At 67.5% G+C, this 15,103-nt stretch carries 18 protein-coding genes; 8 read left to right on the forward strand and 10 right to left on the reverse strand.

Features of this window, described 5'->3' with window-relative positions:
- The first annotated feature begins 122 nt into the window (after window positions 1–122).
- The 5 genes from ABDC78_RS07500 to ABDC78_RS07520 all read left to right on the forward strand — a co-directional run bounded on the left by ABDC78_RS07500 (window position 123) and on the right by ABDC78_RS07520 (window position 4,123).
- A complete protein-coding gene (locus tag ABDC78_RS07500; protein WP_218621252.1) occupies window positions 123–1,280 on the forward strand; it encodes a 5-(carboxyamino)imidazole ribonucleotide synthase in 1,158 nt (385 codons plus the stop codon).
- The gene (gene purE / locus ABDC78_RS07505; protein ID WP_178360953.1) at window positions 1,277–1,777 is read left to right on the forward strand and encodes a 5-(carboxyamino)imidazole ribonucleotide mutase; all 501 of its coding nucleotides are present in this window, start codon (window positions 1,277–1,279) and stop codon (window positions 1,775–1,777) included. Before ABDC78_RS07500 ends, purE begins: the two co-directional genes overlap by 4 nt.
- A gap of 517 nt (window positions 1,778–2,294) precedes the next feature.
- Window positions 2,295–3,464 carry an acyl-CoA dehydrogenase gene (locus ABDC78_RS07510; RefSeq protein WP_178360952.1) on the forward strand — a complete coding sequence of 390 codons (1,170 nt, stop codon included), beginning with the start codon at window positions 2,295–2,297 and terminating at the stop codon, window positions 3,462–3,464.
- A gap of 142 nt (window positions 3,465–3,606) precedes the next feature.
- Window positions 3,607–3,948 carry a hypothetical protein gene (locus tag ABDC78_RS07515; protein ID WP_178360951.1) on the forward strand — a complete coding sequence of 114 codons (342 nt, stop codon included), beginning with the start codon at window positions 3,607–3,609 and terminating at the stop codon, window positions 3,946–3,948.
- Window positions 3,949–3,961: 13 nt separating this feature from the next.
- A complete protein-coding gene (locus ABDC78_RS07520; protein ID WP_178360950.1) occupies window positions 3,962–4,123 on the forward strand; it encodes a hypothetical protein in 162 nt (53 codons plus the stop codon).
- A 4-nt stretch (window positions 4,124–4,127) separates the two neighbouring features.
- On the opposite strand, the gene ABDC78_RS07525 is transcribed toward ABDC78_RS07520, so the two are convergent.
- From ABDC78_RS07525 to ABDC78_RS07550, 6 genes are all read right to left on the reverse strand, one after another.
- A complete protein-coding gene (locus tag ABDC78_RS07525; protein WP_178360949.1) occupies window positions 4,128–4,913 on the reverse strand; it encodes a biotin--[acetyl-CoA-carboxylase] ligase in 786 nt (261 codons plus the stop codon).
- Between the two features lie 37 nt (window positions 4,914–4,950).
- The gene (locus ABDC78_RS07530; RefSeq protein WP_178360948.1) at window positions 4,951–5,334 is read right to left on the reverse strand and encodes a Fic family protein; all 384 of its coding nucleotides are present in this window, start codon (window positions 5,332–5,334) and stop codon (window positions 4,951–4,953) included.
- A complete protein-coding gene (locus ABDC78_RS07535) occupies window positions 5,331–5,537 on the reverse strand; it encodes a CopG family transcriptional regulator (protein ID WP_178360947.1) in 207 nt (68 codons plus the stop codon). Before ABDC78_RS07535 ends, ABDC78_RS07530 begins: the two co-directional genes overlap by 4 nt.
- A 58-nt stretch (window positions 5,538–5,595) precedes the next feature.
- Complete coding sequence (locus ABDC78_RS07540) at window positions 5,596–5,916, reverse strand: hypothetical protein (protein WP_178360946.1); 321 nt, start codon at window positions 5,914–5,916, stop codon at window positions 5,596–5,598.
- Window positions 5,917–6,033: 117 nt separating this feature from the next.
- A complete protein-coding gene (locus tag ABDC78_RS07545) occupies window positions 6,034–6,738 on the reverse strand; it encodes a TIGR03089 family protein (protein WP_347133363.1) in 705 nt (234 codons plus the stop codon).
- A 1-nt stretch (window position 6,739) separates the two neighbouring features.
- Window positions 6,740–8,206, reverse strand: a complete 1,467-nt coding sequence (locus ABDC78_RS07550) for an LCP family protein (RefSeq protein ID WP_178360945.1) — start codon at window positions 8,204–8,206, stop codon at window positions 6,740–6,742.
- A 66-nt stretch (window positions 8,207–8,272) separates the two neighbouring features.
- Here ABDC78_RS07550 and rfbD point away from each other — a divergent pair, with 66 nt between their 5' ends.
- The 3 genes from rfbD to ABDC78_RS07565 are packed head-to-tail and all read left to right on the forward strand — an operon-like array spanning window position 8,273 to window position 11,128.
- Window positions 8,273–9,151: a dTDP-4-dehydrorhamnose reductase gene (rfbD, locus tag ABDC78_RS07555; protein ID WP_178360944.1), complete on the forward strand. Its 879-nt coding sequence runs from the start codon at window positions 8,273–8,275 to the stop codon at window positions 9,149–9,151.
- 16 nt (window positions 9,152–9,167) lie between these two features.
- Window positions 9,168–10,049, forward strand: a complete 882-nt coding sequence (locus tag ABDC78_RS07560; protein WP_178360943.1) for a glycosyltransferase family 2 protein — start codon at window positions 9,168–9,170, stop codon at window positions 10,047–10,049.
- Window positions 10,049–11,128, forward strand: a complete 1,080-nt coding sequence (locus ABDC78_RS07565) for an NDP-sugar synthase (protein ID WP_178360942.1) — start codon at window positions 10,049–10,051, stop codon at window positions 11,126–11,128. The genes ABDC78_RS07560 and ABDC78_RS07565 overlap by 1 nt, the downstream gene beginning before the upstream one ends.
- 82 nt (window positions 11,129–11,210) lie before the next feature.
- Here ABDC78_RS07565 and ABDC78_RS07570 read toward each other — a convergent pair whose 3' ends face one another.
- The 4 genes from ABDC78_RS07570 to cofD all read right to left on the reverse strand — a co-directional run bounded on the left by ABDC78_RS07570 (window position 11,211) and on the right by cofD (window position 15,039).
- Window positions 11,211–12,080: a hypothetical protein gene (locus ABDC78_RS07570; protein ID WP_178360941.1), complete on the reverse strand. Its 870-nt coding sequence runs from the start codon at window positions 12,078–12,080 to the stop codon at window positions 11,211–11,213.
- 84 nt (window positions 12,081–12,164) lie between these two features.
- Window positions 12,165–12,719, reverse strand: a complete 555-nt coding sequence (locus ABDC78_RS07575) for an NUDIX domain-containing protein (RefSeq protein WP_178360940.1) — start codon at window positions 12,717–12,719, stop codon at window positions 12,165–12,167.
- Complete coding sequence (locus ABDC78_RS07580; RefSeq protein WP_178360939.1) at window positions 12,716–14,056, reverse strand: coenzyme F420-0:L-glutamate ligase; 1,341 nt, start codon at window positions 14,054–14,056, stop codon at window positions 12,716–12,718. The genes ABDC78_RS07575 and ABDC78_RS07580 overlap by 4 nt, the downstream gene beginning before the upstream one ends.
- On the reverse strand, window positions 14,053–15,039 hold the full coding sequence (gene cofD / locus ABDC78_RS07585; RefSeq protein ID WP_178360938.1) for a 2-phospho-L-lactate transferase: 987 nt from the start codon (window positions 15,037–15,039) through the stop codon (window positions 14,053–14,055). The genes ABDC78_RS07580 and cofD overlap by 4 nt, the downstream gene beginning before the upstream one ends.
- Window positions 15,040–15,103: the final 64 nt, after the last annotated feature.

Genomic DNA, 15,103 nt, shown 5'->3' on the forward strand with positions numbered 1-15,103 from the left:
AGTCTACGTAACGACCCTTAGAACTTCCCCATCGTCGCGTACCCGCAGGTCAATTACGTGGCCCAGGTCATGACACGATAGGTGCCGTGCCGAGAACATCTCCGACACCGCCCGTCGTCGCCATGATCGGGGGCGGACAACTCGCCAGAATGACCCACCAGGCAGCGATTGCGCTGGGCCAGACGCTGCGCGTGCTCGCCACCCGCAGCGACGAACCCGCCGCGCAGGTCTCCCCGGACATCGTTCTGGGGTCCCACACCGACCTCGACGCCCTGCGTCGCGCGGCCGACGGTGTGACAGTGCTCACCTTCGACCACGAGCACGTCCCGACCGAGCATCTGGAGAAGCTCGTCGCCGACGGCGTCAACGTTGCGCCGCCGCCCGAGGCGCTGATCCACGCGCAGGACAAGTTGGTGATGCGGCGGCGTCTGGAGGCCCTCGGCGCGCCGGTGCCGCGCTACACAGCCATCTCCTCGGTGGCCGACGTCGAGGCCTTCGCCGCGCGGACCGGCGGGCCGGTGGTGATCAAGACCGTGCGCGGCGGATACGACGGCCGCGGCGTGGTGATGGCGTCCTCTGCCGACGAGGCCCGCGAGGTGGTGGCGCGCTACCTGGCCGACGGCGTGGAGGTCATGGCCGAGGAGCGAGTCGCGATGAAACGGGAACTGGCCGCACTGGTGGCCCGATCGCCGTTCGGTCAGGGCGCGGCGTGGCCGGTGGTGGAGACGGTGCAGCGCGACGGGATCTGCGTGACAGTGCTCGCCCCCGCGCCCGGCCTGTCTGACGGACTCGGTTCTGCCGCTTCGGAATTAGCTCTGCGACTGGCTGCCGAGCTGGGAGTGGTCGGGGTGCTGGCCGTCGAGCTGTTCGAGACCGTCTCTGGCGAGTTGATGGTGAACGAGCTCGCGATGCGGCCGCACAACTCCGGTCACTGGACCATGGACGGCGCCCGCACGTCGCAATTCGAGCAGCATCTGCGTGCGGTACTCGACTATCCGCTGGGGGACACCTCTCCTCTGGCGCCGTTCACGGTGATGGGCAATGTGCTCGGCGCTGCTGAAACGCCGGCCATGTCGATGGATGAACGGGTGCATCACCTGTTCGCGCGGATGCCCGACGCGAAAGTGCACCTCTACGGCAAGGAAGAGCGGCCGGGCCGCAAGATCGGACACGTCAACGTCATCGGCTCCGACGCAGAGGTGCTGCGGGAGCGTGCCGAGCGGGCGGCACACTGGTTGTCGCACGCGCAGTGGACCGACGGATGGGATTCTCACGCATGAGCGCTCGGGTGGGCCTGATCATGGGCAGCGACAGCGACTGGCCCGTGATGGCCGACGCCGCCGAGGCACTGGCCGAATTCGACGTGCCGTTCGAGGTCGGCGTGGTGTCTGCGCATCGCACGCCGGGGCGGATGCTGTCCTATGCGCAGAGCGCCGCCGACCGCGGTCTCGAGGTGATCATCGCCGGCGCCGGCGGGGCCGCACATCTGCCCGGCATGGTGGCGTCCGCGACGCCGCTGCCGGTCATCGGGGTGCCGGTGCCGTTGGCGCGACTCGACGGACTGGACTCGCTGCTGTCGATCGTGCAGATGCCGGCCGGGGTTCCGGTGGCGACGGTGTCGATCGGCGGGGCACGCAACGCCGGGCTGTTGGCCGTGCGGATCCTGGGCTCGTCGGATGCGGCGCTGCGGTCACGGATGGTGGCTTACCAGGCGTCACTGGAGCAGATGGTGCTGGAGAAGGACGAAGCGCTGCGCCAGCAGCTACTGGGGGAGTAGCTCTTTCGCCGAGACTGCACCGTTCCGTTGAGACTGCGCTCTTGGCGGGAAAGTGCGAGTAGACCCCGCCGTGGGTGCAGCCTCAATTGGGGGCCACGTTGAGACTGCGCTCTTGGCGGGAAGGTGCGAGTAGACCCCGCCGTGGGTGCAGTCTCAACGACGGATAAGGGCGGACATGTGCGACGGGGCTTAGGACGCGCGGAGGACGACGACAGGCTCGGCGCTGCGCACCGGCGCGGCCATCTGAATGTGACCAGTTTCTGCCGCATGCATCCCTGCGTCGACAACCGCGGATGCTCGTAACCAGCGCGGAGTAGCGTTCCAGCCACACTCGCATTGTGCTGTGCGATGGAAGGCTCGACCCTCGATGAACACCTGCATAGAAGAAAAAGTACCCAACGAGGATGAGAGCCAACCACGCTGCGGCTGAGCCTTTCCTGAGAGAGTGCGGCCGCCCCGACTTCGCGCAGCACCGCGAGCGCGCTAAAGTTACTGGCGAGTAGCAAGGGAGAAGATGATGGCTAGTTGGGCCGGAGATCCGTCGTTCGATCTGTTTCAGTTGCCGGAGGAGCACCAGGAGCTGCGCACCGCGATCCGGGCGTTGTCGGAGAAGGAAATCGCTCCGCACGCCGCCGAGGTCGACGAGAACGCGCGCTTCCCGCAGGAGGCACTCGATGCGCTGGTGGCGTCGGGATTCAACGCCGTGCACGTGCCCGAGGAGTTCGGCGGCCAGGGCGCGGACTCGGTAGCGGCCTGCATCGTCATCGAAGAGGTCGCGCGGGTTGATGCGTCGGCATCGCTGATCCCGGCGGTCAACAAGCTGGGCACCATGGGTCTGATTCTGCGTGGCTCCGACGAGCTCAAGAAGCAGGTGCTGCCGTCGATCGCCGACGGTGAGGCCATGGCTTCCTACGCGCTGTCCGAGCGCGAAGCCGGCAGCGACGCCGCCGCGATGCGCACCCGCGGAAAGGCCGACGGTGACGACTGGATCCTCAACGGCACCAAGTGCTGGATCACCAATGGTGGCAAGTCCAGCTGGTACACCGTGATGGCGGTGACCGACCCGGACAAGGGCGCCAACGGCATCTCGGCGTTCATGGTGCACAAGGACGACGAGGGTTTCTCCGTCGGGCCCAAGGAGCGCAAGCTCGGCATCAAGGGTTCACCGACCACCGAGTTGTACTTCGAGAACTGCCGGGTTCCGGGCGATCGGATCATCGGCGACCCCGGTACTGGCTTCAAGACGGCGCTGGCCACGCTGGATCACACCCGCCCGACCATCGGCGCGCAGGCCGTCGGTATCGCCCAGGGTGCGCTGGACGCGTCGATCGAATACACCAAGGACCGCAAGCAGTTCGGCAAGTCGATCGCCGATTTCCAGGCGGTGCAGTTCATGATCGCCGACATGGCGATGAAGGTCGAAGCCGCGCGGTTGATGGTCTACACCGCGGCCGCACGCGCCGAGCGCGGCGAGGGCAACCTGGGGTTCATCTCTGCGGCGTCGAAGTGCTTGGCCTCCGACGTCGCCATGGAGGTGACCACCGACGCCGTGCAGTTGTTCGGCGGCGCGGGCTACACCGTCGACTTCCCGGTGGAGCGGATGATGCGCGACGCCAAGATCACGCAGATCTACGAGGGCACCAATCAGATTCAGCGCGTGGTGATGTCGCGCGCACTGCTGAAGTAGCGGTCCTTCTCGCGGAATAGCACTCCGGGCTGTTATTTCCGGCTAACGCACAACCCTGTCTTCACGCTCGCGGGTAGCTTGCACGTTCGTCGGGGCAAATTGGTGTTCTCGCCGCGGGCGTATCGCTTGTAGGCTCAGCGACATGGAATCCGGCGATCTCGAGCCTCGCGTGGAGGCTTTGGAGAATCAGGTGCGAGACCTGAGCGGCCGAGTGCGCAGAACCGAACAGGACGCAGCCGCTGCCCGGGTGCTCGCGGGTGCCGCAGACCGTGACGTCGGTGAGCTTCGCGGCGAGATCCGCGACTTCCGCAGCGCCACGACCGCCGGCTTTAATGCGATGCGGCAGGACTTCGTCGACCTGCGCGAACACGTCGACAGAGGTTTCACCGAGATGCGCGGACGGTTCGACGGAACTGCGGCAGGCCTGGAACAGGTGGCCCAACTGCTCGACGCGGTCCTCAAGGATCGCCACAACGACAAGTAGCGAGGATCTGTGGTTGGCAGCGGTGGAACCGCATTCGTGTGATGAGCCCGATGACTTCTCGGATCGTCTGGATCAGCACCTGGGTGGAATCCGGGACGCCTGCGAGGCCATTGCTGCTTCGCAGCAGCGAATACTTGCGCTCATCGACCTGATCGACGATCGCGGGCGCAGCTGAGTCTTCAGTCCGACGCGGGCCGCAGGTGCGTGATGTCGCCCGCCGCCACCGTCACCTCGGTCCCCGCGTCATCGATCAGCAGCCGACCGCTGTCGTCGATACCTGTTGCGATGCCGACGATTTCGGCATCACCGGGCAGGATCGCCCGCACCCGCGTGCCGATCGTGGTGCTCATCGCGCGGTAGTCGGCGGCCAGCGCGGCGCTGTCGCCATCGCGCCATTGCGCCACCCGCTCGCTCATGGCACCCAGCACCAAGACCGCCAACGCGGTGCGGTCGACGTCGTCGTGACCGAGCATGCTCAGCGACACCGCATTCGGGTCCGGCAGTTCGTCGGCGGTCAGGCTGACATTCAGTCCGAGTCCGACGACGATCACCGCACCTGACACCTCGGCCAGGATCCCGGCCAACTTGGCGCCGCCGACCAGAACGTCGTTGGGCCACTTGAGGCCCGCGTCGACGTCGAGTTCCCGGACCGTCTGCGCAACAGCCAGACCGGTCAGCAGCGGTAGCCAACCCCACGCTTGCGGCGGCACGCCGGTGGCGTGCACGGCGACCGACATAGAGATCTGCGAACGCGGCGGCGCTGACCAGCTGCGTCCATGCCGCCCCCTGCCTGCAGTCTGATGTTCGGCCAGCAGCACCGCCCCCGCGATCGGCTCACCGGCGGCCGCCCGCGCGATCAGGTCGGCGTTCGTCGACCCGGTCTCCTCGACCACGTCGTAGAGGCGGAAGTCGGTGGCGCGCAGAACCCCGCGCAGGACGTCGGCGTCGAGAGGGGAGCGATCCACAACGTTCGAGGGTAGTGCGCCGAGCAGGCGAGGTGGCTCAGCCCTCCTGGTAGCTCCAGCTGAGGAGAACCTCAGCGATGTCGGCCAAATCGGACGCTGCCCCCGTCGCAACCCGAATCACGAAATCGAACCGGTCGTCCTCGGGCGCGCTGATCCATTCACCGTTGACGGCCAGGAACGTTCTGCACGCTGTCCACGCGAGTGGCTCGTTTCCGTCGACCAACGCGTGATTTCGCGCCAGAGAGTGCATCAGCGCCGCGGCCTTGAGGTGCAGATCCGGGTAGGCGTCCTCTCCGAACACCGATGCCCGGGGCCGCGCCAGAGCCGATTCCAGCAGGCCATAGTCCGCGACGTCGACGTCCTCACCGACGGCTACGCGCGCGATGTCGAGCAGGTCCTCGAGGTCCAGGTACTCGATCACGCGTCTTTGAGTCGCTCCAGAACCGCTGCCTCTTCGCGCACCACGCGCTGCGCCGCGGTGGTCACCCGGGTTTTGTGTTCCCGCCGGGAGATGTACTCGTCGATAGCCGAGAGTGCGACCGCTTGCATCGAACGGCCTTCGGCCGCGGCCTGCCGGCGCAATGCCTCGGTCTGCTCGTCACTGGTACGCAGAGTCATACCCATGGGCGCGATGATACCGGAATGATACCGCCGGTAGTTGAAGCGGTGGCCGCGGGCCGGATCAGCTCTGTGTCGCCGGTTCGAGCGACTCGAACAGCTGCGAGTGCTCGGCGTGATCGGCCGTGACCTGATTGAGCGCACCGAAGCCGGTCACGAACGCCAGCATCGCTGCCAGCGCCCAGAGGTTGCCGAGTGCCCATTCCCAGCCGGTGGCGGTCGGCGCCGACACCAGCCAGTAGACGGCGAAGGTTCCCAGGGCGTACCCGCAGAGGATGTTGAAGCGGCCGTGGGCGCTGGCTCGCCACCCGGGGTGACGGCGGTTGCGGGCGTGCCACGCGGACAGCGCGACAACAAGTGCGATCGCAGCGATGGTCGACTCCATCGTCGTGCCTCCTTGCGGATGCCCCCGTCTTTGCCAAACTCGTAACCCCGCGGCGTAGATCAGTATGAACCTACAGCCTGTGAGCAATGTGTAACTTCGGAAACAATAAGGTCACGGCTACGTGCGCGTCAATTTTTCTGTTTGACGCCGACGGTCCAGCAAAGAGGGATCCGGGTTCGCCACTTTCACCAGTGAGGCACCAACCACATACACCGCCAGCAGATGATCGATGACGTCCTCGGCGGTATCCCACTCAGCGGTCGACATGATCCGGTCCGCTGCGGTCAACCCCTGCGATGTGGCAGAGACCTGCGCCGCAGCAAGAACCTCGGTAACCGAGCGGCCGTCGAGTGCCGCTCCGGCAGCGCGCTCCGGCACGATCTGATCGCCGTGAACCCGTACCGCCGTCGCGTAGTCGGTGACGCCCAGAGGCAGGTCGGGCACCGATTTGCCGAAGGGGTCCAGCGAAAGGACCGCGATCTCGTCGGCACCGGTGGCGTCGGCCTCATCGAGGCGGTCGACAGTGCACAGCGCGAACTCCGCCTCCGATCCGCCCAGGACGACCTCACTGCCGATCCACCAGATCCCGAACAGCACCGCCGCGGTCTGCCAGTGCGCCGGCAGCAGCACCGCGACCCGACTTCCCGGCCCGGCACCAATCTCGTCGCGCAGCAGGTTCGCGGTCTTGGCGGCCCAGTTCGCCAGGGTGGCGGTGGACAGTTCGATGCGCTCGCCGGTCGCGTCGTCGTAGTAGGTGATCCGCGGGCCGGCGGGATTGGTGGCCATGAGTGGGTCGAGGATGGCCCCGCTGACAGTCGTCACGTCAGTTGACGCACGCAGGATCGTTGGACCCGGCGGTGATGATCGGCGACGGTGCCGGAAGTGCCTCGCCGCCCGATGCGGTGTTCAGCGGAGCCGACAGCGTGACGTCCGTGCCGTCCAGTCCCGAGCCGGGTCCGGTGTAGTCGTCGGCCAGCACCACCCGCACCGAACCAGGCGGCACAGCGGGGTCCGCGACCACCGGCAAACCACCGAGCTCCTGGGCGACCGCCTGAGCTCCGAGGTCGTCGATCTTGTCGGCGAGGATCTGGCTGCTCGTCGTCTTGGCGCCCTCGTTGTTGCCGACCTTTCCGGGCGTGAACCCCTTGCCCGTCAAGACATGCGCGACCGCTGCGGCCAAGCCGTTGATGTCGGTGTCGTTGACGACCTCGACGGTGGTCTTGTCCGGGCTGTAGGTCAGCTCTTCGGTCTTGCCCTCTTCCTGGTCGTGCAGCAGCCCGCCGACCCAGTCCTTGACCTCGCCCGGATCCACCCGCACCACGCTCTGCATGCCGTCGTCGCTCCAGCCCGCCTCCTCGAGGATGGGGATGGTGGCGAAAGCGACATTGCCTGCGGCGAGCTGCTGCAACTGGTCGACGAACTCCATGATGTCCCAGTCGTCGGACAGCACCACCGACCGCTGCACCGCGGCCTCGAGCCGGCCCAGCGTTCCCGGGCTCGACAACGTCTTGCTGGAGATCACCTCGTGCGCCAACGACGCCATCACCGCCTGCTGGCGCACCACCCGGTCGAGGTCGCCGCGGGGCAGGTCATGGCGCTGCCGGACGAAGCTGAGCGCCTGCGCGCCGTCGAGCTTCTGCCATCCGGCGGGGAAGTCCGCACCCGAGAGTTGTTCGTAGACAGGCGCGTTGAGGCAGACGTTGACCCCGCCGAGGGCATCGGTGATCAACGCGAAACCGAGCAGGCCGATCTCGGCGTAGTGGTCGACGGTGACGCCGGTGAGGTTGGCGACGGTCTTGATCAGCTCCTCGCGGCCGGCGTCCTTGGCTTCGGGTTCGGCGACCAGCGGATCCACGCCCTGCTGCTCGACGAGCTCGATCATCTTCTCCAGGTGCACCGAGCCGTAGACGCCGTTGATCTTCATCTTCCCGATGCCGGGGGCCTCTACATAGGAGTCGCGGGGGATGGAGATCGCCGTCGCCGACCGCCCGTTGTTCGGGATGCGGATCAAGATGATGGTGTCGGTGTTGGTGGAGACGTCGTCGCCGGCCCGCAGGATCGCGAGCTCTTCCTCGCTCAGCGGATTGCCGTGCGCGTCGGTGCGGCTGTCGTTGCCGACCAGCAGGATGTCGATCGCGCCGTCCTCGCCGCCCTCACCGAGAGCGATCGGGCTGATGTGGTTGATGCCGGACTCGAACGACCGGATCTTGCCCCACGCGAGCCCGGTGCCCAGGACGATCGCCAGTGCCGCGGTCATGGAAATGACACGCATCAGGGGGGCTGCAGGCATTTGTCCAGGCTACTGGCGAGCGGGCCTCCTGCCCGGTAGCCGACGTCGGCGTGCCAAACTCGTCGGGTGTCGTCTCGCATCGTGATCTCCGGAGCCGGTGGCCTGGTCGGCCGGGTGTTGGCAGGTCAGGCCCGTCAGCAGGGCCGTGAGGTGCTTGCGCTGACGTCGTCGGAGTGGGACATCACCGACGCCTCGGCGGCCGAGCGTTTCATCTCCGCCGACGACGTCGTCGTCAACTGCGCCGCCTTCACGAAGGTCGACGACGCCGAAGGCGACCCCGACCGCGCGTACCTGGTCAACGTCACCGGTGCCGAGAACGTCGCCCAGGCATGTGCGCGGGCCGGCGCGTCGTTCATCCACCTGTCCACCGACTACGTGTTCAGCGGGTCGTTTCCCGACGAGCCCCGGCCGTACGACATCGACGACGAGACCGGGCCGCTGTCGGTGTACGGCCGGACCAAGCTCGAAGGTGAGTTCGCGGTGCTGTCCGCCAAGCCCGACGCCCACATCGTGCGCACCGCGTGGATCTACGAAGGCGGCGACGGCTCCGACTTCGCCGCGTGCATCCGCAGGGCCGCTGCGGGTTCGGGAACGGTCGATGTGGTCGCCGACCAGATCGGCTCGCCCACCTACGTCGTCGACCTGGTGGGAGCCCTGCTGCAGATCGCCGACGACACGATCAGTGAACCCGTGCTGCACGCCGCCAACTTCGGCGCGGCGAGCAGATTCGAGCAGGCGCAGGCGATCTTCTCCGAATTGGGGGCCGACGTGGACCGCGTCCGGCCGGTCGACAGCGACCGTCATCCCCGGCCGGCACGACGCCCCTCGTATTCGGCGTTGTCGGAAGTCAAGTCCGCCGCGGCCGGTCTGACGCCGCTGCGGCCGTGGCGGGAGGCGCTGGCCGAGGCAATCGCAGCCGCCGGGCCGCTACCCTCTACGCCGTGAGATGGACAGCGCTCGGGTGAGCGACGAACTCTTTGTCGTGACGGTGACGTACTCACCGGGCCCGCACCTCGATCGATTCCTCGCCTCGCTGGCCCACGCCACCGACCGCCCGGTGACCGTCGTGATGGCCGACAACGGCTCCACCGACGGCGCACCCGAAGAGGCCGTCTCCCGGTATCCGAACGTGAATCTGCTGCGTACCGGCGCGAACGTCGGCTACGGCAGCGCCGTCAACCGCGCCTTCTCCACGTCGGTATTGGCGTCACGCCCCGAATTTTTCATCGTGGCCAACCCCGACGTGCAATGGGGGCCACGCAGCATCGACCTGATGCTCGAAGCGGCCGAGCGGTGGCCGCGTGCCGGGGCGCTGGGACCGCTGATCCGGGATCCCGACGGCTCGGTGTACCCGTCGGCGCGGCACCTGCCCTCCATCATCCGGGGCGGAATGCATGCCGTGGTCGGGCCGGTGTGGCCGTCGAACCCGTGGACGGCGATCTACCGCCAGGAGCGCACCGACCCCAGCGAACGCGCCGTCGGGTGGCTGTCCGGATCGTGCCTGCTGCTGCGCACCGCGGCGTTCACCCAGGTGTCCGGGTTCGACCAGCGCTACTTCATGTACATGGAGGACGTCGACCTGGGAGACCGGCTGGGACGGGCAGGCTGGCAGAACGTCTACGTGCCCTCGGCGGAGGTGTTGCATGACAAGGGTCACTCCACCGGCCGAGACCCCGCCCGCAACCTCGCCGCCCACCACGTCAGCACTTACACTTTTCTGGCGGATCGCTACCCGAAGTGGTGGCAGGCGCCGTTACGGTGGGCATTTCGGGGAGCGTTGGGGGCGAGATCGCGTCTGGTCGTCCGGAGCTCGCGTCGCAAGCAGGCGAAAGGTCGGGGCTGATGGTCAATCCAGCAGAGGTTGATGCGGTCGTTCTGGTCGGAGGGATGGGCACCCGCCTGCGCCCACTCACCCTGTCGGCGCCCAAGCCGATGCTGCCGACGGCGGGGCTGCCGTTCCTGACGCATCTGCTGTCGCGGATCGCCGACGCCGGCATCGAGCACGTCGTCCTCGGCACGTCGTACAAGGCCGCGGTGTTCGAGTCAGAGTTCGGCGACGGCTCCAAGCTCGGACTGCAGATCGACTACGTCGTCGAAGACGAACCGATGGGCACCGGTGGCGGCATCGCCAACGTCGCGTCGAGGTTGCGGCACGACACCGCAGTCGTATTCAACGGCGACGTGCTCTCCGGCTGCGACCTCCGCGCGCTGCTCGATTCGCACTCGGCCCGCGACGCCGACGTCACACTCCATCTGGTGCGCGTCGGTGACCCGCGTGCATTCGGTTGTGTGCCAACAGATTCCGACGGCGTGGTGACCGCCTTCCTGGAGAAGACGCAGGACCCGCCGACCGACCAGATCAACGCGGGCTGTTATGTGTTCAAAGGCTCGGTGATCGAACGGATCCCGACGGGTCGTGCGCTGTCGGTGGAACGCGAGGTGTTCCCCGGCCTGCTGACCGACGGCCTGCGGGTCTGCGGCTATGTCGACTCCAGCTACTGGCGTGACATGGGCACGCCCGAGGACTTCGTCCGCGGCTCAGCCGATCTGGTGCGCGGCATCGCGCCGTCGCCGGCGCTGAAAGGCCAACGCGGTGAATCGCTGGTGCACGACGGGGCTTCCGTGGCACCCGGCGCGCTGCTGATCGGTGGCACCGTGATCGGTCGCGGCGCGGAGATCTCCGGCGGCGCAAGGCTCGACGGAGCGGTGATCTTCGACGGCGTGCGCGTGGAGGCCGGGGCGGTCATCGAGCGATCGATCATCGGCTTCGGCGCCCGGATCGGCCCGCGGGCGTTGATCCGCGACGGGGTGATCGGTGACGGTGCCAACATCGGGGCACGCTGCGAGTTGCTGCGTGGCGCGCGGGTGTGGCCGGGTGTGGTGCTGCCCGACGGCGGCCTGCGCTTCTCGACCGACGTCTAGGTCGCTGGGCCGCGGCCGCGGTTGGCCGCGGAAGGCCGCGGCCGGCTGCCGCGGTTGGCCGCGGAATAGCATTCCTGGTTGCTCAAGCGGGCAGTTTCACAGCCATGCCTTCACTTTCGCGCTGCCCCCTTGCCCTTTTCACCCACGCCTCGACCTCTTTCGATCGATCACCTGTGATCACCCTGATGTGTATCCAGCCTCTGGCGGCAATACCGCGCAGGCGTTTGGCATCCCGTCGGTACCGAACCGTGTCGGTGCGGTGCTGCTCACCGTCGTATTCGACGGCGATCTTCACGTCGCGCCAACCCATGTCGAGGTAGGCGAAGGGGTATCCGTAGTTGTCGAGCACGGGTATCTGGGTTTCGGGTCTTGGAAAGCCGGCGTCGATGAGCACCAGTCGTAGCCACGATTCCTTCGGTGACTGAGAGCCGGCGTCCATCAAGTCCACAGCCTCACGGCACAGGCGTACTCCGTTGGTGCCCTTGTAGCGGTGCGTGAGTTCGAGAATCTCGGATGCTGTGACTCCGGTGGCTGCGCCCAGCGCGTCAAGATGAGCGACAGCTTCACCACGCGGCAGGTGACGGCCCAGGTCAAGAGCGGCCCGCGCCGGGGTGGCAACAGCCATGCCGTTGATCCAGGTGATTTCGCCAGGCGCAATCCGTTCTCGACGAGTGATGATGCCTCGGGGCGGCCGATTGTTTCGGGCCAGAATTTCCACGGGAGCCTCTTTCGCGATCCACTTCGAGCCGTGTAGCGCTGACGCCGCGCGACCGGTGATCACGCCGCGTCGATTGGTCCACAGCCAGGCCGCCCGGGTGCGATGTGCCAGCGTGGGCTCCGTGGACTTGGGCACGTAGATGTCCGGGTAGACGGATTTGTAGTTCCAACGCAACTGCCCTCGCGTGAGGATCCCTGCCGTGACTGCGTCCGAGCCGACGATGACTTCAACCATGCGATCAGCGTGCCGTCTGTAGCGACCGTGGTGGTGAGTGTGAAGCCAGGGCTGTGGATAACCCGGAATTTGCAGCCAGGAATGCTATTCCGCGGCGGAGGCGGGGGCGGCGGCCGCGGCGGCGGCGAGTTGCGTGAGGCCGAAGTCGCTTCCGGCGGGCAATCCGTCCAGCGGCCACCACCTCAGGTCCAGCGACTCGTCGCTGATCGCGATCTCGGCGCCCTTCGGAGCGTGCACGACGAACTGCACATCGAGGTGACGGGTCGGCACCCCCAGCGAACAGGTCAGCGGATGCACATGCAGCGCCGCCGGATACGGGTCGATCGTCAGCCCTGAGATGCCGGACTCCTCGGTCGCCTCGCGCAGGGCCGCCGCGACCACGCTCTCGTCGTCGGGCTCGCAGTGACCGCCGAGTTGCAGCCAGCGGCCCACCCGCGGGTGCAGGGTGAGAACCGCGTGGCGGCCGGTGTGGTCGAGCACCAAAGCCGAGGCGGTGATGTGCCCCGGTGCGCACTCGCGCAGGCACGCATCCGGGCGGGTGTCGAGGAACGCCAGCACCGCATGCCGCAGCGTGTCCTGCGCGGGATCGGCTGGGCGCCAATCGCTGAGCACATCCACCGCGGAGGAGTGCAGGCTCACTTCCGCACCAGCAGCCCGTCCGTCTGCACCGGGTCGCGTGGGCCGGATGGCGACAGCGGATACCCGATCGCGATGGCCCCCAACGGTTCCCAGTCATCGGGTAGCGACAGGGACGCACGCACCAGGTCGGGGGCGAAGATCGTCGACCCGATCCAGCAGCTGCCCACACCGCGCACGGCCAGCGCGACCAGCAGCGCCTGCACGGCGGCGCCCACCGCAACGGTGAACATGGTGTGCTCGGCGGCGGTCCTCTGCGCATCGGGATAACTGTGCGCACCGTCGGGCACCATGAACGGAATGATCAGTTCGGGTGCGTCGTAGAGAATCTGGCCGCGGCCCACCCGGCGTTCGACGGCGTCGGGATCGCGCCCGTCGCTGAGCAGGTCTGCCCGCCACCGATCCTTCATCGCGTCGAGCAGGCCCACGCGATCATCGTGGTCCTGCACCCAGACGAACCGCACCGGCCGGGTGTGGTGCGGAGCGGGCGCGGTCAGAGCCTCGGCGACGGCCGCCTCGATCAGGTGACCGTCGACGGGATCGGAGTTGAAGCTGCGCACCGAGCGTCGCAGCAGTTGGGCCTGCGAGCGGCCCAGCGTGATCGCCTCCTCGGTGCCCAGCCAGAACAGGTCCTCTTCACCGGCACGCACCAGCGTCCGGGCATTGGATCCGTCGTCGCGCAGCGTCAGACCCCGCACCACCGCCACCGGCACCGCGGTGAGCTTTCCCTTCACCAGATCTGCGGCAGCGGCGATCTCGTCGGCCACCGCGATCTCGGTGACGATCAGTTCATTGCCGTGCTCGTCGTGCTCGCCCGCGTAGCCGTGCAGCACGCTGAGCCCGGCCGCACCGATCGCGACGTCGGTCTGCCCGGTGCGCCACGCCCGTCCCATCGTGTCGGTGACGACAACGCCGACGGTGACGCCGAGCCGCTCCCGCAGCGCCGAGACCAATGCCGCGGCACTGCCGTCGGGGTCGACCGGCAGCAGCGCGAGCTCATTGGAGTCGACGTTCGAACCGTCCACCCCCGCGGCAGCCTGCACCAGGCCCAAGGCGTTCTCGGTGATCAGCGTGCGGCCCTTGCGTGCCAGCACGCGCACCGCCTCGTTGTCGATCAGCCTGCGCCGCAGCGTATCTCTCAACTCGGGATCCGACGGTGCGTCGACCATTCGGCCCTCGCACTTGGACAGGACTTTCGACGTCACCACGACGACGTCGTCGTCGCGCAACCACGGTGCGGCCCCGGCGATGGCTGCGGCCAGATCGTCGCCCGGCCGGAACTCCGGCAGCCCGGGGACGGGCAGCAACTCCACGGGTGCCGACGTGCCGTGATCGCTCACGGAGACACCCCGCCCAGTTCCATTCCCGCTCGCACCATTTCAGCGGTCGCGGCAGGTCCGGTCATCAACAGCGGCGCCGAACGCACCGAGACACCGTCGATCTCGGCGTGATCGCCGTCGCTGATCAACCAGCCGTCGAGGATGCCGGTCGCCGACCGGGCGCCGTAGTGTGCGCCCACTCCCTCGGAGGTGCTGGGCACCCCGATCACGGACAGGCATTCGTCGGCCATGCCACGCAACGGCTTTCCCGCGATGATGGGGGAGTAGCCGATCACCGGCGCCGACGTGGTGCGTAACGCGCCCCGGACGCCGCCGATCGCCAGGATCGCACCGATGCTCACCACCGGGTTCGACGGCGCGATCAACACGACGTCGGCCCCTTCGATCGCCTCGGTGACACCCGGGGCGGCCGTCGCGGCGTCGGCGCCCACGAACGCGAAACTGTCCGTAGGCACTTTGGCGCGATGCCGCACCCACCACTCCTGGAAGTGGATCGCCCGCTTCTCGCCGTCGTCCGGGTCGGTGATCACCACATGGGTCTCGCTGCGGTCGTCACTGGCCGGAAGCAGTCGCGCGCCGGGGGACCAGCGTTTGCACAGCGCCTCGGTCACCGCCGACAACGGATAGCCCGCCCGCAGCATCTGGCTGCGCACCAGATGGGTGGCCAGATCGCGGTCCCCGAGACCGAACCAATCCGGTTGGACGCCATAGGCCGCGAGTTCCTCCTTCGCGTGCCAGGTTTCATTCTTGTGCCCCCAACCGCGCTCCGGGTCGATGCCGCCGCCGAGGGTGTACATGCAGGTGTCGAGGTCCGGACAGATACGCACGCCGAACATCCAGGCGTCATCGCCGACGTTGACCACAGCCGTCACTTCATGATCATCAGTATCGGCAGTGCCGAACTGGCCCAGCCCCAACAGATGCTGCACCCCCAACAGGAAGCGCGCGCCGCCGACGCCGCCGACCAGTACCGTGACCTTCACACCGACCGAGACTAATGGGCCTGGGGGCCGTCGAAGTTCGGCGGGGCGCGAGGTTGATCTTGAA

It is taken from the genome of Mycobacterium sp. DL, from assembly GCF_039729195.1.
In the GTDB taxonomy this organism is placed as follows: Bacteria; Actinomycetota; Actinomycetes; order Mycobacteriales; family Mycobacteriaceae; genus Mycobacterium; species Mycobacterium hippocampi_A.

What these genes read in the sequence shown, in the direction of transcription:
- ABDC78_RS07515 (WP_178360951.1), top strand. Translation starts at nt 3,607, where the DNA reads ATGGAATCCGGCGATCTCGAGCCTCGCGTGGAGGCTTTGGAGAATCAG.
- ABDC78_RS07565 (WP_178360942.1), top strand. Translation starts at nt 10,049, where the DNA reads ATGGTCAATCCAGCAGAGGTTGATGCGGTCGTTCTGGTCGGAGGGATG.
- ABDC78_RS07510 (WP_178360952.1), top strand. Translation starts at nt 2,295, where the DNA reads ATGGCTAGTTGGGCCGGAGATCCGTCGTTCGATCTGTTTCAGTTGCCG.
- ABDC78_RS07535 (WP_178360947.1), bottom strand. Translation starts at nt 5,537, where the DNA reads ATGGGTATGACTCTGCGTACCAGTGACGAGCAGACCGAGGCATTGCGC.
- ABDC78_RS07550 (WP_178360945.1), bottom strand. Translation starts at nt 8,206, where the DNA reads ATGCCTGCAGCCCCCCTGATGCGTGTCATTTCCATGACCGCGGCACTG.
- ABDC78_RS07500 (WP_218621252.1), top strand. Translation starts at nt 123, where the DNA reads ATGATCGGGGGCGGACAACTCGCCAGAATGACCCACCAGGCAGCGATT.
- ABDC78_RS07570 (WP_178360941.1), bottom strand. Translation starts at nt 12,080, where the DNA reads ATGGTTGAAGTCATCGTCGGCTCGGACGCAGTCACGGCAGGGATCCTC.
- purE (WP_178360953.1), top strand. Translation starts at nt 1,277, where the DNA reads ATGAGCGCTCGGGTGGGCCTGATCATGGGCAGCGACAGCGACTGGCCC.
- ABDC78_RS07540 (WP_178360946.1), bottom strand. Translation starts at nt 5,916, where the DNA reads ATGGAGTCGACCATCGCTGCGATCGCACTTGTTGTCGCGCTGTCCGCG.